This is a genomic window from Mycobacterium sp. DBP42, assembly GCF_005924235.1.
Lineage (GTDB): Bacteria > Actinomycetota > Actinomycetes > Mycobacteriales > Mycobacteriaceae > Mycobacterium > Mycobacterium syngnathidarum.
In genome coordinates this window covers 174,533-187,994 of record NZ_VCMY01000006.1, presented here as the reverse complement: position 1 = coordinate 187,994, position 13,462 = coordinate 174,533, and the positions used below count along the sequence as shown (strand labels likewise).

Annotated in this window: 14 protein-coding genes; 4 read left to right on the top strand and 10 right to left on the bottom strand. The window is 69.0% G+C overall.

What is annotated here, in order from left to right; all coding sequences use genetic code 11:
* Window positions 1–2: 2 nt before the first annotated feature.
* Window positions 3–758 (top strand): enoyl-CoA hydratase, encoded by a 756-nt coding sequence (locus E0T84_RS09670; RefSeq protein ID WP_138744319.1) that lies wholly within the window; start codon window positions 3–5, stop codon window positions 756–758.
* Window positions 759–827: 69 nt separating this feature from the next.
* Here the strand turns inward: E0T84_RS09670 and E0T84_RS09665 are convergent, their stop codons facing one another.
* Window positions 828–1,295: a MerR family transcriptional regulator gene (locus E0T84_RS09665; RefSeq protein ID WP_070188003.1), complete on the bottom strand. Its 468-nt coding sequence runs from the start codon at window positions 1,293–1,295 to the stop codon at window positions 828–830.
* A gap of 45 nt (window positions 1,296–1,340) precedes the next feature.
* Between E0T84_RS09665 and E0T84_RS09660 the strand changes: the two genes are divergently transcribed.
* On the top strand, window positions 1,341–1,952 hold the full coding sequence (locus E0T84_RS09660) for a class I SAM-dependent methyltransferase (protein WP_138744318.1): 612 nt from the start codon (window positions 1,341–1,343) through the stop codon (window positions 1,950–1,952).
* Window position 1,953: 1 nt separating this feature from the next.
* Here the strand turns inward: E0T84_RS09660 and E0T84_RS09655 are convergent, their stop codons facing one another.
* The 7 genes from E0T84_RS09655 to rimP all read right to left on the bottom strand — a co-directional run bounded on the left by E0T84_RS09655 (window position 1,954) and on the right by rimP (window position 9,710).
* The gene (locus tag E0T84_RS09655; protein ID WP_138744317.1) at window positions 1,954–3,288 is read right to left on the bottom strand and encodes an MATE family efflux transporter; all 1,335 of its coding nucleotides are present in this window, start codon (window positions 3,286–3,288) and stop codon (window positions 1,954–1,956) included.
* A 29-nt stretch (window positions 3,289–3,317) separates the two neighbouring features.
* Complete coding sequence (locus tag E0T84_RS09650; RefSeq protein ID WP_070188044.1) at window positions 3,318–4,322, bottom strand: bifunctional oligoribonuclease/PAP phosphatase NrnA; 1,005 nt, start codon at window positions 4,320–4,322, stop codon at window positions 3,318–3,320.
* Window positions 4,315–4,818: a 30S ribosome-binding factor RbfA gene (gene rbfA / locus E0T84_RS09645; protein ID WP_070188000.1), complete on the bottom strand. Its 504-nt coding sequence runs from the start codon at window positions 4,816–4,818 to the stop codon at window positions 4,315–4,317. Before rbfA ends, E0T84_RS09650 begins: the two co-directional genes overlap by 8 nt.
* A 14-nt stretch (window positions 4,819–4,832) precedes the next feature.
* A complete protein-coding gene (gene infB / locus E0T84_RS09640) occupies window positions 4,833–7,625 on the bottom strand; it encodes a translation initiation factor IF-2 (protein ID WP_138744316.1) in 2,793 nt (930 codons plus the stop codon).
* Between the two features lie 79 nt (window positions 7,626–7,704).
* A complete protein-coding gene (locus tag E0T84_RS09635) occupies window positions 7,705–7,962 on the bottom strand; it encodes a YlxR family protein (protein WP_234998434.1) in 258 nt (85 codons plus the stop codon).
* Between the two features lie 177 nt (window positions 7,963–8,139).
* Window positions 8,140–9,168 carry a transcription termination factor NusA gene (nusA, locus tag E0T84_RS09630; RefSeq protein ID WP_138744315.1) on the bottom strand — a complete coding sequence of 343 codons (1,029 nt, stop codon included), beginning with the start codon at window positions 9,166–9,168 and terminating at the stop codon, window positions 8,140–8,142.
* Window positions 9,165–9,710 carry a ribosome maturation factor RimP gene (gene rimP, locus E0T84_RS09625; protein WP_138744345.1) on the bottom strand — a complete coding sequence of 182 codons (546 nt, stop codon included), beginning with the start codon at window positions 9,708–9,710 and terminating at the stop codon, window positions 9,165–9,167. The genes nusA and rimP overlap by 4 nt, the downstream gene beginning before the upstream one ends.
* 208 nt (window positions 9,711–9,918) lie before the next feature.
* Between rimP and E0T84_RS09620 the strand changes: the two genes are divergently transcribed.
* Window positions 9,919–10,443: a hypothetical protein gene (locus E0T84_RS09620; protein ID WP_138744314.1), complete on the top strand. Its 525-nt coding sequence runs from the start codon at window positions 9,919–9,921 to the stop codon at window positions 10,441–10,443.
* Window positions 10,440–10,919 (top strand): ferritin-like domain-containing protein, encoded by a 480-nt coding sequence (locus tag E0T84_RS09615; RefSeq protein WP_138744313.1) that lies wholly within the window; start codon window positions 10,440–10,442, stop codon window positions 10,917–10,919. The genes E0T84_RS09620 and E0T84_RS09615 overlap by 4 nt, the downstream gene beginning before the upstream one ends.
* A gap of 95 nt (window positions 10,920–11,014) precedes the next feature.
* Here E0T84_RS09615 and E0T84_RS09610 read toward each other — a convergent pair whose 3' ends face one another.
* Together E0T84_RS09610 and E0T84_RS09605 are read right to left on the bottom strand one after the other, a co-directional pair.
* Entirely contained in the window at window positions 11,015–12,772 is a 1,758-nt protein-coding gene (locus tag E0T84_RS09610) for a proline--tRNA ligase (RefSeq protein WP_138744312.1), read from the bottom strand.
* Window positions 12,773–12,796: 24 nt separating this feature from the next.
* Window positions 12,797–13,459 carry a VOC family protein gene (locus tag E0T84_RS09605; RefSeq protein ID WP_138744344.1) on the bottom strand — a complete coding sequence of 221 codons (663 nt, stop codon included), beginning with the start codon at window positions 13,457–13,459 and terminating at the stop codon, window positions 12,797–12,799.
* Window positions 13,460–13,462 lie beyond the last annotated feature (3 nt).

Here is a 13,462-nt window from a genome sequence, read left to right as displayed (position 1 = left end):
CAATGAGTGATGACGTACTGCTGATCGACACCATCGACCGGGTCCGCACCCTGACCCTGAACCGGCCCGGGTCCCGCAACGCCCTGTCGTCGCGGCTGCGCACGGAGTTCTACCGGGCATTGCGCGACGCCCAGGCCGACGAGGGTGTCGATGTCGTCATCCTGACCGGCGCCGATCCGGTGTTCTGCGCGGGCCTGGATCTCAAAGAACTCGGCGACACCACCGAGCTGCCCGACATCTCCCCCAAGTGGCCGGCCATGACCAAGCCGGTGATCGGCGCGATCAACGGCGCCGCCGTCACAGGCGGTCTGGAACTGGCGCTGTACTGCGACGTCTTGATCGCCTCCGAGCAAGCCAAGTTCGCCGACACCCATGCGCGGGTCGGGCTGCTGCCGACCTGGGGCCTGAGCGTACGTCTGCCGCAGAAGGTCGGCGTGGGCATGGCCCGGCGGATGAGCCTGACCGGCGACTACCTCTCGGCCACCGAGGCGCTGCGCGCCGGATTGGTCACCGAGGTGGTCCCCCACGACGAGCTGCTGCCCACGGCTCGCAAGGTGGCCGCCTCGATCGTCGCCAACAACCAGGCTGCCGTACGGGCCCTGCTCGCCTCCTACCACCGCATCGACGAGTCGCAGACAAATCAGGGGCTGTGGATCGAAGCGGCCTCTGCGCGTGAGTGGATGGCGACGGCCAGCGGTGACGACATCGCGGCCAGCCGCAGCTCGGTCATCGAACGGGGACGCGCGCAGGTGCGCTGACCCGCTCTTTGTCACTCTGGGGTGGCAGTCGAGGTCGAGCGCCACCCCAGCGTGACAAACGGGTCTTGTTCAGCCGGATTCCTCGGGGGCCCGCTGCTCGACGAGCCAGCCATTTCCGTTCTGATCGGCGGCGAGTTCCTCCACGCTCATTCCGTCGACGAGCCGGTCCAGCGCCCCGATCATCGTTTCGCATTCGCGCGCCGGATGGTCTTTGGGGCAACGCAGTGCATGCATCAGAAACTGTTGTGCCCCTTGCGCTTGCGCGATCACCCGATCCAGTGCGGCGATCTGCTCCCGCACCGTCTCACGCCACTGCTCACTCGGTGCATCCAGCACCGCGGCCGCGGTGTCCAGTGGAAGACCCAACCGGTTCACGATCTTGAGCAGTGCCAGCCGGCGAAGCTCCTCGGGGCCGTACATCCGCTTGCCGGCCCGCCGCAACCGCGGGGACACCAGGCCACGTTCGTCGTAGTAACGCAACGCCGAGGGACTCATCTGCAACCGCGCCGCGGCCTCCCCGATCGGAATCACGTCCATGCCGCCATTTGACTTCAAGCCGCCTTGAACCGGCAAGGTCTACCTATGAACGCCGCACGTGCGATCAATCACCATGCCGACCACCCTGGGTTCGCGGGGGTCACCGGGGTGCTGTGCGCGGTGGCCTTCCTGCTGGTGGGTCGGGCAAAGGCCAGGATGGCCGCCGACGTCGCGCGGATCTCGCCCCAGGACCATGTGGTCGATGTGGGCTGCGGTCCCGGTACTGCCGCCCGCGTGGCTGCGCGACGTGGTGCGCGAGTCACGGGCGTGGACCCCGCCTCGGCAATGCTGCGCGTGGCGCGGCTGGTGACCCCGCGGCGCATGCCCATCACCTGGAGTGTGGGCTGTGCCGAAACCCTGCCGGTGGCCGACGGGTCGGCGACGGTGGTGTGGGCGTTGGCCACCGTGCATCACTGGCAGGACGTCGGTGCGGCGGTGACCGAGGCCCGCCGCGTGCTGGCACCGGGTGGGCGATTGATCGCCATCGAACGCCAATCGCCCGACGACGCAACCGGATTGGCCAGCCACGGCTGGACACGGCAGCAGGCCGAGTCGTTCGGCGCGTTGTGCCGCGAGACCGGATTCGACGACGTTTCGGTGTCCGAGAGTGGCAGCGGCAAGGGGGCCGTCTGGGTGGTGTGCGGTACCCGCCGCTGATTCAGGCCGCCCCCGGCACCAGCCAGCGTCCGGAGAAGGCGCGCCGGCCCACGAAGATCAGCCGCAACACCATGAATGTGCTCAGGCCCGACCAGATGCCGAACAGCCCCCAGCCGTAGATCAGTGACAGCCAGATCAGCGGGAGAAAGCCGATGAGCGCGCTGGCCAGCGTGGCGTTACGCATGAACTTCGCATCGCCCGCGCCCAGTAGCACGCCGTCGAGTGCGAACACGATGCCGGCCACGGGCAATTGAGCCACCATGAACCACCACGGCACCCCGATGGCGGTCAACACCGACTCATCGTCGGTGAACACCGTCGGCAGCACGGACGAACCGACGGCGAACACCACGGCCAGCGCCACCCCGGCCAGGGTGGAGAACAGTGTCACCCGCCCGGCCACGCTCTTGGCATGTACGAGCTGGCCGGCCCCCAGCGCCGCACCCACCAGTGACTGCGCGGCGATGGCCAACGAATCAAGAACCAGGGCCAGGAAACTCCACACCTGTAGCACCACCTGGTGCGCCGCCACCGAGGCCGCACCGAATCGCGCGGCCACCGCGCCTGCGGACAGGAAACACGCCTGGAAAGCCAGGGAGCGCAGGAGCAGGTCCCGGCCCATGGTCAACTGTGCCCGCAGCACCGCGGGCCGCACCCGCAACGCCGCCTTCTCGATCACCAGGGCACGGAGAAACAACACCGCCGCCACCCACTGCCCCGCCAGGTTCGCCCACGCTGAGCCCGGCAACTCCAGCCGGGGCAGACCTAGCCAGCCGTACACCAGCAGCGGGCACAGCACCGCCGACACCGCGAACCCGAACACCACATAGCGCAGCGGTCGGACGGTGTCCTGCACCCCGCGCATCCAGCCGTTGCCGGCCAGCGAGACCAGGATCGCCGGGGCGGCCAGGATTGCGATCCGCAGCCAGGGCAGTGCGGCGCCGGCGATATCGGAACGGCCGGCGATCGCCGCGAGCAGCGGCACCGCCGCGGCTTGCACCACCACGATGATCAGCAGTCCGAGCCCGAGGGCGAGCCAGGTGGCCTGAACGCCTTCACCGACCGCTGACTCGCGGTCACCTGCCCCGTACATCCGGGCCGAGCGTGACGTGGTGCCGTAGGACAGGAACGTGCCCTGCGAGTTGACCAGGCCCAAGATCAGACCACCGATGGCCAGCCCGGCCAGGGCGAGTGCACCGAGACGCCCGACGACGGCGATGTCGAAGAGCAGATAGACGGGCTCGGCCGCCAGGACCCCGAGCGCCGGGAGCGCCAGACCGGCGATGCGACGGGTGGTGGCCGGCGCGACGGGGATGTCGCCTTCCGGCTCAACCATGTCGGCTACGCAAGGCGTCCCTGACGCAGTCAGGCAAGAGCCGCCGCCAGCGCCTGAACGACGTCATCGGCCGGGCCCGCCGCCGAATACCCGGCCGCGTGCGGGTGGCCACCGCCCCCGAACGAGCTGGCGACAGCGGCGAGGTTCAGCGACTTCGCCCGCATCGAAACCGACCAATGTTGCGGCTCGATCTCTTTGAACACCGCGGCGACCTCGGCCTGTTGCGTGGTACGCACGATGTCGACGATGCTCTCCACTTCCTCCGGCCGGGCGGTGGACCACTCGTCATGCGGCACAACGGCATACACGAGCCCGCGGCCGCCGACCGCCTCCGGCAACAGGCGCGCCGATGCCAGCACCCGGGACAGCATCGGTAGCCACGCAAACGGGTGGGTGTCGAGCAGTGCGCGGCTGATCGAGGCGTTGTCAACCCCGAGCTCGACCAACCGGGCCGCCAGCCGGTGCGCCCGGGCGGTGGCCCAGCGGAACGAGCCGGTGTCGGTGGTCAGCCCGGCATACAGGCAGTGCGCCACCCGTTTGTCGATGGGCTTGTCCCAGGCGTCGAGAAGCTCGGCCACCAGCATCGTGGTGGAGTCCGCCGTCGGATCCACGTAGTTGGCGGTACCGAACAGCTGGTTGGACGCGTGATGGTCGATGACCAGTACCTCGCGACCCTCGCCGGCCAGTCCGGCCAGCGCGCCGAGTCGATTGACACCCGGAATATCCACCGTGACAACGAGATCCGCGTCATCCCGGATGGCGTTGGGAGCGACCATCAGATGCCCGCCCGGCAGGGTCTGCAAGGACTCGGGCAGCTGGTCGGGGGCCGCGAAGGCGACCTCGACCTGTTTACCCGCGTCGTCGAGCACCTGCGCCAGCGCCAGGCCGGCGCCGATGGTGTCGGCGTCGGGATAGACGTGGCACACGACGCTGATGCTCGCCGCATCAGAGAGGAGGCCGGCTGCCGCACGCGCGTCGACACGCAGACCGGAAGGGCGCCCATTGGGAGCCCCCGAATGAGCCGTATCAGTCATCCGTTCGATCGCGGTCACCGGCATCCTCTGTGTCTGCCCCGTCGGCAAGGGAGTCCATGCTCTCCGCCCCGCTCACACGGTACGGGTCTTCGTCGCCGGCGTGCTTGGCGCCCTCCCGAACCCTCGCCAGATCCTCGTCGGCGGCCCGTGCCCGGGCCAGCAGCTCCTCCATCCGGTGTGCCGCGTCGGGCACAGTGTCGCGGACGAACGCCAGGGTCGGGGTGAATCGCACCCCGGTCCCGGCGCCCACCTTGGACCGCAACACGCCCTTGGCCTTCTCCAGCGCCGCCGCCGCACCGGCATAGTCCGGTTCGTCTTCGAGCGACGACCCCATCACCGTGTAGTACAGCGTGGCATCGTGCAGATCACCCGACACCTTCGCATCGGTGATGGTGACCCCCGCCAGGCGGGGATCCTTGATCTCATACTCGATCGCCGAGGCGACGATGGTGGAGATCCGCTTGGCGAGCCTCTTCGCACGTGCTGGATCAGCCATTTATATCGCCGTGCCTACACACGCTGCTTTTCCACCAGCTCGTACGTCTCGATGACGTCGCCTTCCTTGATGTCGGAGTAGGTCAGCGTCAAACCGCATTCGTAGCCCTCGCGCACCTCGGTGGCGTCGTCCTTCTCGCGCTTGAGCGAGGACACCGTGAGGTTTTGCGCAACCACTGTGTTGTCACGCAGCAGCCGGGCCTTGGCGTTGCGGCGCATGATGCCCGAGGTGACCAGGCAGCCCGCGATGTTGCCGACCTTGGACGACCGGAAGATCGCCCGGATCTCGGCGCGGCCGAGCTCCTTCTCCTCGTACACCGGCTTGAGCATGCCCTTGAGCGCGGCCTCGATCTCGTCGATGGCCTGGTAGATCACCGAGTAGTAACGGATCTCCACACCCTCGCGGTTGGCCAGCTCGGTCGCCTTGCCCTCGGCACGGACGTTGAACCCGATGATGATCGCGTCCGAGGCCGAGGCCAGGTTGACGTTGGTCTCGGTGACACCACCGACACCGCGGTCGATGACCCGCAGCTCCACTTCGTCGTCGATCTGGATGCCCATCAAGGCTTCCTCGAGGGCTTCGACCGTACCGGCGTTGTCGCCCTTGAGGATCAGGTTCAGCTGGCTGGTTTCCTTCAGCGCCGAATCCAGGTCTTCCAGGCTGATCCGCTTGCGGCTGCGCGCGGCCAGGGCGTTGCGCTTGCGCGCGCTGCGCCGGTCGGCGATCTGGCGGGCGATGCGGTCCTCGTCGACAACCAGGAAGTTGTCACCGGCACCCGGCACCGACGTGAAGCCGATGACCTGGACCGGACGCGAGGGCAGCGCCGCTTCGACGTCGTCGCCGTGCTCGTCGACCATGCGGCGGACGCGACCGTAGGCATCGCCGGCCACCACAGAGTCGCCGACTCGCAGCGTGCCGCGCTGGATGAGCACCGTGGCCACCGGGCCGCGACCGCGGTCCAGGTGTGCCTCGATCGCCACACCCTGGGCCTCCATGTCGGGGTTGGCCCGCAGGTCCAGGGCTGCATCGGCGGTCAGCACGACCGCTTCCAGCAGCGCCTCGATGTTGGTGCCCTGCTTGGCGGAGATGTCGACGAACATGGTGTCGCCGCCGAAGTCCTCGGCCACCAGGTTGTACTCGGTCAGCTGCGCCCGGATCTTGGCCGGGTCGGCGCCTTCTTTGTCGATCTTGTTGACCGCCACCACGATCGGCACCTCAGCGGCCTGCGCGTGGTTGATGGCCTCCACCGTCTGCGGCATGACGCCGTCGTCGGCGGCGACCACCAGGATCGCGATGTCGGTGGCCTTCGCACCACGGGCTCGCATGGCGGTGAACGCCTCGTGACCCGGGGTGTCGATGAAGGTGATCGGCCGGACGGTGCCGTCCAGGTCGACCTCGACCTGGTAGGCGCCGATGTGCTGGGTGATTCCGCCGGCCTCGCCCTCGCGGACGGTCGCGTTTCGGATGGTGTCCAGCAGTCGGGTCTTGCCGTGGTCGACGTGACCCATGACGGTGACCACCGGCGGGCGGACCTCCAGAGCGGACTCGTCGCCGGCATCTTCCCCGTAGGTCAGATCGAAGGACTCCAGCAGCTCGCGGTCCTCGTCCTCGGGCGAGACGACCTGCACCTTGAAGTTCATCTCGCTGCCGAGCAGTTCCAGGGTGTCGTCACCGACGGACTGGGTCGCGGTGACCATCTCGCCGAGGTTGAACAGCGCCTGGACCAATGCGGCCGGGTTGGCGTCGATCTTCTCGGCGAAGTCGCTCAGTGACGCGCCGCGGGCCAGCCGGATGGTCTCACCGTTGCCCTTGGGCAACCGCACACCACCGACGACGGGCGCCTGCATGTTCTCGTATTCGGCGCGTTTCGCCCGCTTCGACTTGCGACCGCGCTTGGGGGCACCGCCGGGACGACCGAACGCGCCGGCCGCGCCACCGCGCTGGCCGGGACGACCGCCGCCACCACCGGGACGACCCCTGAAGCCGCCGGCGGGCGCGCCGCCGCCACCGCCGCCGGCACCGCCACCGCGGTAGTTACCGCCGCCACCACCGGGACGACCGCCGCCACCGGCACCGCCGGGACGGGGGCCACCGCCAGGACGCGGACCGGGGCGCGGGCCACCACGGCCGGGAGCACCGGCACCTGCCGGTCGCGGCGGCATGTTGCCGGGCGACGGGCGCGGGCCACCGCCGGGACGCGGGGCACCGGGCCTGGGCTGCGGACGTGGGATGGGCCGCTCAACGGGCTGCTGCGAGGAGAACGGGTTGTTGCCGACCCGCGGGGCACGTGGGGCCGGCTTCGGGGCGCCGGACGCCGGACCCGGACGCGGGCCGGGCGTGGCACCGGGAGTGGGCCGGGGACCGGGCGTGGCGCCCGGAGTCGGCGCGCCGGGGGCGCCAGGCGCCGCGGCTGCCGGTGCGCTCGGTGCGGCCGGAGGCTGCGGAGCGGCGGGCTTGGGTGCCGCGGGCCGTGGAGCAGCCGGAGCGGCCTCAGCGGCGGGCGCCTTGGGTTCGGCCTCCGGAGCCGCGGGAGCGGCGGGCTTGGCCGGCGCCGGCTTGGGCGCACCGGGCTTGGGTGCCGCGGGTGCGGCCCCAGAGGTGCCCTGCGGGCGGGGCTTGTCTTCGGTCTTCTTGCCGCCGGCCTTTGCGCCGAACGATTCGCGCAGCCGACGCGCGACCGGCGCCTCCACCGTGGAGGACGCCGACTTGACGAACTCGCCCTGCTCCTTGAGCTTGGCTAAGAGTTCCTTGCTGGTGACACCGAGTTCCTTCGCCAACTCGTGTACACGGGCCTTACCTGCTGCCACTACATCTCCTCGTCTGGAGGCAACAGCGGTGGTAGGCGCCGCGCCTCGGGTTTAGCTATGACGCATGGTCATCGGGACTTCACGGTGTGCTCATGTTCTTCGCTACCTGTTCTGTTGCCGGGGTATCGGGCTCATCGAGATGTTCGGCGAACTTCTCGACGTACTCGATCACCGCGGATGTATCCGGTGAACCGGTGAGTCGCAACGCTCGGACGAAGGCTCGTCGCCGCACTGCCATCTGCGCGCACTGCTGGTCGGGGTGCAGCCACGCACCACGCCCTGGCAGGCTTGCCGCAGGATCAACGGTTACGGAACACGTCCCGTTCCCGTCGGTCACCGCGACCACTCGGAGCAACTCGGCGGCCAACTCTCGCTTCCGACACCCGACACAGGTCCGCACTGGTCCGACCGATGTGTCGGAGGTGCTTCGAGGCGTCAGAGCCGGAGTCTCGCGCTGGATCACGGCTGAGTCTACCGCCCCATGGGCTGTGGTCCGAAACGCCGGTCACTACTGTCAGTCGTGTACCGCCCCGTGCCGCACGTCATGTTCGGGCTGCGGCGCCGCATCGCTGCGGATATCGATGCGCCAACCGGTGAGCCGAGCCGCCAACCTGGCATTTTGACCTTCCTTGCCGATCGCCAGGGACAGCTGGAAGTCCGGCACGATCACCCGCGCCGCACGCGCGGCCTCATCGATCACCGACACCGAGACCACCTTGGCCGGTGACAGGGCGTTCGCGACGAATCGCGCCGGGTCCTCGTCGTAGTCGATGATGTCGATCTTCTCGCCCGACAATTCACTCATCACGTTGCGCACCCGCTGGCCCATCGGGCCGATACACGCGCCCTTGGCGTTCAGGCCGGGCACCCGCGAGGCCACCGCGATCTTGGAGCGATGCCCGGCCTCCCGGGCCACCGCCACGATCTCCACGGACCCGTCGGCAATCTCGGGCACTTCCAGCGAGAACAGCTTGCGGACCAGGTTCGGGTGGGTGCGTGAGAGCGTGATCAACGGCTCACGGGCCCCCCGCGTGACGCCGACGACGTAGCAACGCAGCCGGTCGCCGTGTTCGTAGCGCTCCCCCGGCACCTGTTCGGCGCTGGGGATCACCCCTTCGGATCCCTTGGTCTCGCTACCCATCCGTACGACGACCAACCCGCGGGCGTTGGCCCGGGCGTCGCGCTGGATCACTCCGGCGACGATGTCTCCCTCGTGGGCCGCGAATTCCCCGTAGGTTTTCTCGTTCTCGGCGTCGCGTAGCCGCTGCAGGATCACCTGCCGGGCGGTGGTCGCCGCAATCCGGCCGAATCCCTCAGGTGTGTCGTCCCATTCGTGCAGGAGGTTGCCGTCGGCGTCGGTCTGGCGGGCGATCACCTTGACGACACCGGTCTTTCGGTCGACGTCGATCCGGGCGTCGGGCTCATGCCCTTCGGTATGGCGATACGCGGTGAGCAATGCCGACTTGATGGTCTCGACGACCACATCCACGGTGATGCCCTTGTCGGCCTCTATCGCATGCAGCGCCGCCATGTCGATGTTCATTCGCCGGCCCCCTTCCCGGTTTCTCCCGACAGTTCCAATTCACGTCGGTTTGGAGGTGAAAACTCCACTTGCACAACAGCTTTGGCAATATCTGCAAGAGCGAGTTCACGGACGGCCAGCTCCCGGCCTTCCGGCACCACAACCCTCAGCACCGAGCCATCGGTTTCCCCCAGCCTGCCGGTGAACACCGAACCGTCGGCCAGCGTCAGTTCAGCCTTCCGTCCGCGGGCGCGGCGAAAATGTTTGGCCTTGGTCAGCGGCCGGTCCACACCCGGAGAGGTGACGTCGAGCACATACGGCGTGTCGCCCTGCGCCAGCTGGTCGAGCAGCTCCGAAGCCGTTCGCGCCAGCCCTGCCAGGGCATCGAGATCGAGGCCCTCGTCACCGTCGGCGATCACGGTGATGCGGGGCGGGCGAGCGGATGCGTCGACCACGACATCGTCGATTTCGTAACCGGCGCGCGCGAACTCGCCGTCAAGTAGCTCGATCACCTGCGTCTGCGACGGCAAATCCGCAGACCGCAACTTTGGATCCGGTGCCACGGCGAGCTCCTCATCTTGAATTGTCTCCGACACAAATCCCAGGGCCAGCCACCTGGATCGGCCCTGGAATCGCCTATTCACGATACGCCAGGCCCGCCCCAGCAACCGCCAATCGAAGACTGGTGTGTGGCGAATGTCGTCTCCCGGGCCGGCGCCGACCGGTCGGCGCGGCGTCAGGCAGGTGCGGCAGCAATGGCAGGATGTTCACGTGCCGAGCGCCCATGCAGACATCAGCCGGCGGCGCGTACTGCTCTCGGCCGCGGCCCTGGCCCTGTTGGGGACCACCGCTGCCGCATGCGGTACGACGACGCCTCAGCCCGAAGTGGACGACTTGACCGAGCAGTGGGACCGCGCGCGGGCCGACAGTGCATTGGCTGCCGATGTGGCGGCCGCCCAGCCGCCGCAGTCGCCGGTGAACCGGGCCTTGGACGCGGTGGCCGGCGATCGGACTGCCCACGCCAAGGCCTTGTCGGAGGAGTTGGCCCGGATAACGGGTTCAGCACCCGCGGAAACCGCCACCAGCACCCCCCGGAGAGCGGCCGAGACCACCCCGGGCACCCGAGCGGACGGGTCCGCACCGAGGGTCGACGACGTCGTCGACGCGCTCAAAGAGTCCGCGGACAGCGCCGCGGGTCTGGCCCGCACGCTCTCCGGCTATCGCGCCGGCCTGCTCGGATCGATCGCCGCCTCGTGTACGGCGGCCTACACCGTCGCATTGGGAGGTGCACAGTGACCTCGCCGGGATCACGCTCGACGACCTCGCCCAGCCGTCCGACCACTGCCGCCGATGCCGCCCTCTTCGACGCCGTTGCCGTGGAGCACGGAACGATCTACGGCTACGGGCTGGTTTCGGCCCATTCGAGGCCCGAGGACAACGCCCTGGTGGCCACGGCGATGGCCGAACACCGTGCGCGCCGCGAATCGGCCATCGTGATGCTCGAAGCCCGCTCGGTCACGCCCCCGCTACCGGCGGCCGGTTATCAATTGCCCTCGCCGGTGACCGATCCGACCGACGCCGCCAACCTCGCGATACGCATGGAAGAGGACTCGTCGGTGGCCTGGCGGGCGGTGCTCGAACAGGCCACCAGCGCCGAGGATCGCGCGTTCGCGGTGGCGGCGCTGTCTGAGACTGCCGTCGCGGCGGCCAAGTGGCGCGCGGTCGCGAACGCCTGGCCGGTGACGGCGGCCTTCCCCGGCGGCGGCGAGTAACCGGTGAACCGGCGGCCCCGGCCACCGACTTCTACACCTGGGCTGTTGCCGGGCGCACTCAGGGCAGCCCCAGTGTAGGAATCGGCAAACCCGGGTCAGACCCCCAGCGCGGCCGAGATCTCGGTGGCCGCGTCGTCGACGGCGATCGCGCGGTTCTCCCCGGTGAACCGGTTGCGCAGCTCCACCACGCCGTCGGAGAACCCGCGCCCGACCACCACGATCCACGGCATGCCCAACAACTCGGCGTCCTTGAACTTCACGCCCGGCGAGGCCTTGCGATCGTCGAACAACACCTCATGACCGAGCCGGTCCAGCGCCGCGACCAGTTCGGTCGCCCCGGTCCGTGCGGCTTCGTCCTTGTTGGCCACCACCACGTGCACGTCGAAAGGCGCGACCGACGCCGGCCAGCGCAGGCCGAGTTCGTCGTGCTGCTGCTCGGCGATCACCGCGACCATGCGGGACACCCCGATGCCGTACGAACCCATCGTGAGCCGCACCGGCTTGCCGTCCTCGCCGAGCACATCGGCGGTGAAGGCATCGGCGTACTTGCGGCCCAGCTGGAAGATGTGACCGATCTCGATGCCCCGCGCCGAGGTCAGCACCCCGGCCCCGTCGGGAGACGGGTCACCGTCGCGGATCTCGGCCGCCTCGATCGTGCCGTCCGGGGTGAAGTCACGGCCGGCCACCAGGCCGACCACGTGTTTGTTGGGCGCGTCGGCTCCGGTGATCCACGCCGTGCCGTCCACCACGCGCGGATCGACGAGGTAACGAACCTCGTTGTCCTGCAAAGCCTTCGGGCCCACATAACCCTTGACCAGGAATGGGTTCTTGGCGAAGTCGGCATCATCGAGCAGAGCGAACTCGGCCGGCTCCAGCGCAGCCCCCAAGCGCTTCTCGTCGACCTCACGGTCGCCGGGCACGCCGACGGCCAGCAGCTCCCACTCGCCGCCGGGCTCACGGGTCTTGAGCAGCACGTTCTTCAGGGTGTCGGCGGCGGTCACCTCACGCCCCGAGAACTGCGGCAGCTCAGCCGAATTGGCCCAACCGACCAGTGTCGCGATGGTCGGGGTGTCCGGGGTGTCGCGTACCTGCGCCGGGGGCTGCCCCTCGATCGGCAGCGGCACCGGCGCCCGGGTGACCACGGCTTCGACGTTGGCGGCGTACCCGGATTCCAGGCACCGCACGAACGTGTCCTCGCCGACCTCACTTTCGGCCAGGAACTCCTCGGAGGCGCTGCCGCCCATCGCGCCTGAGACCGCGGACACGATCACGTAGCGCACCCCGAGGCGCCCGAAGATCTTCTGGTAGGCCTCTCGGTGGGCGTGGTAGGCGTTCTTGAGCCCGTCTTCGTCGACGTCGAACGAATACGAGTCCTTCATCACGAACTCGCGGCCCCGCAGAATGCCTGCGCGCGGTCGTGCCTCGTCGCGGTATTTGGTCTGCACCTGGTACAGGATCGCCGGGAAGTCCTTGTAGGAGGAGTACTCCCCCTTGACCGTCAGCGTGAAGATCTCCTCGTGCGTCGGCCCGAGCAGATAGTCGTTGCCTCGGCGGTCCTGCAGCCGGAAGAGGGTGTCGCCGTATTCGGTCCACCGGTTGGTGGTCTCGTACGGGCCGCGCGGCAGCAGCGCGGGCAGCAGGATCTCCTGGCCGCCGATCGCGTTCATCTCCTCCCGCACGATCGTCTCGATGCGGCGTAGCACCCGCAGACCCAGCGGCAGCCAGCTGTAGATGCCGGGGCCGACCGGCCGGACGTAACCGGCCCGGATCAGCAACTTGTGGCTGGGCACCTCGGCGTCGGCGGGGTCGTCGCGCAGGGTTCGCAGGAACAGCTCGGACATGCGGGTGATCACAGGCGACAACCTTAAGGCGTGTCTTCAGTCACGGCCCTGCCAGGTACAGATGCAGGCCTCGTTGCCCTCTGCGTCGGCCAGTACCCAGAAGCGCGGTGCCACGCGGTCACTGAGCAACCGGCCGCCGGCGGCCAGCGCCGCCTCCACGCGGGCCTGCGCCGCGTCGTGGGTGACGTCGATGTCGAGATGGATCCGATTGCGTTGCGGCCGGGGCGCATCCATCTGCTGAAACCAGATGGCCGGGCCGCGGCCGAACGGATCGACGAGCCCGGCGTTGAGGTCCGCATCGCCCGGCTCATCGACATAGCCGGTGACGGCCTTCCAGAACGGCCGGACGGCACCGATGTCGAGGGCGTCGATCGCGATCTCCATCGCCTGGATGGCGCCGGCCCCGGTGGTCTGCTCGAAGCCACGCGCGGCCAGCGCATGGGACACCTCGCGGGCCAGCGCCAGGTCGCGCCCCGTGGCCGCCTGGGCGTCGCGCGTGCGCAGTCGCAGCACCGCCCGATCGGCGCGGATGTCGATCGAGAGATGGCCCGACGCGTCGGAACCGGCCGCGTGCACCGCGTGAGAGGCCGCCGCGATCGCGTCGGCCATCGAAGGCACCAGCACCTCGGTGTAGACGGCTCCCAGAACCAGGCGCCAGCCCAGCGGACCGACGGCCTCGGAGATCTCCTGGCGGTTCATCGG

What these genes read in the sequence shown, in the direction of transcription:
- E0T84_RS09670 (WP_138744319.1), top strand. Translation starts at nt 3, where the DNA reads ATGAGTGATGACGTACTGCTGATCGACACCATCGACCGGGTCCGCACC.
- E0T84_RS09665 (WP_070188003.1), bottom strand. Translation starts at nt 1,295, where the DNA reads ATGGACGTGATTCCGATCGGGGAGGCCGCGGCGCGGTTGCAGATGAGT.
- E0T84_RS09660 (WP_138744318.1), top strand. Translation starts at nt 1,341, where the DNA reads ATGAACGCCGCACGTGCGATCAATCACCATGCCGACCACCCTGGGTTC.
- E0T84_RS09655 (WP_138744317.1), bottom strand. Translation starts at nt 3,288, where the DNA reads ATGGTTGAGCCGGAAGGCGACATCCCCGTCGCGCCGGCCACCACCCGT.
- E0T84_RS09650 (WP_070188044.1), bottom strand. Translation starts at nt 4,322, where the DNA reads ATGACTGATACGGCTCATTCGGGGGCTCCCAATGGGCGCCCTTCCGGT.
- rbfA (WP_070188000.1), bottom strand. Translation starts at nt 4,818, where the DNA reads ATGGCTGATCCAGCACGTGCGAAGAGGCTCGCCAAGCGGATCTCCACC.
- nusA (WP_138744315.1), bottom strand. Translation starts at nt 9,168, where the DNA reads ATGAACATCGACATGGCGGCGCTGCATGCGATAGAGGCCGACAAGGGC.
- E0T84_RS09605 (WP_138744344.1), bottom strand. Translation starts at nt 13,459, where the DNA reads ATGAACCGCCAGGAGATCTCCGAGGCCGTCGGTCCGCTGGGCTGGCGC.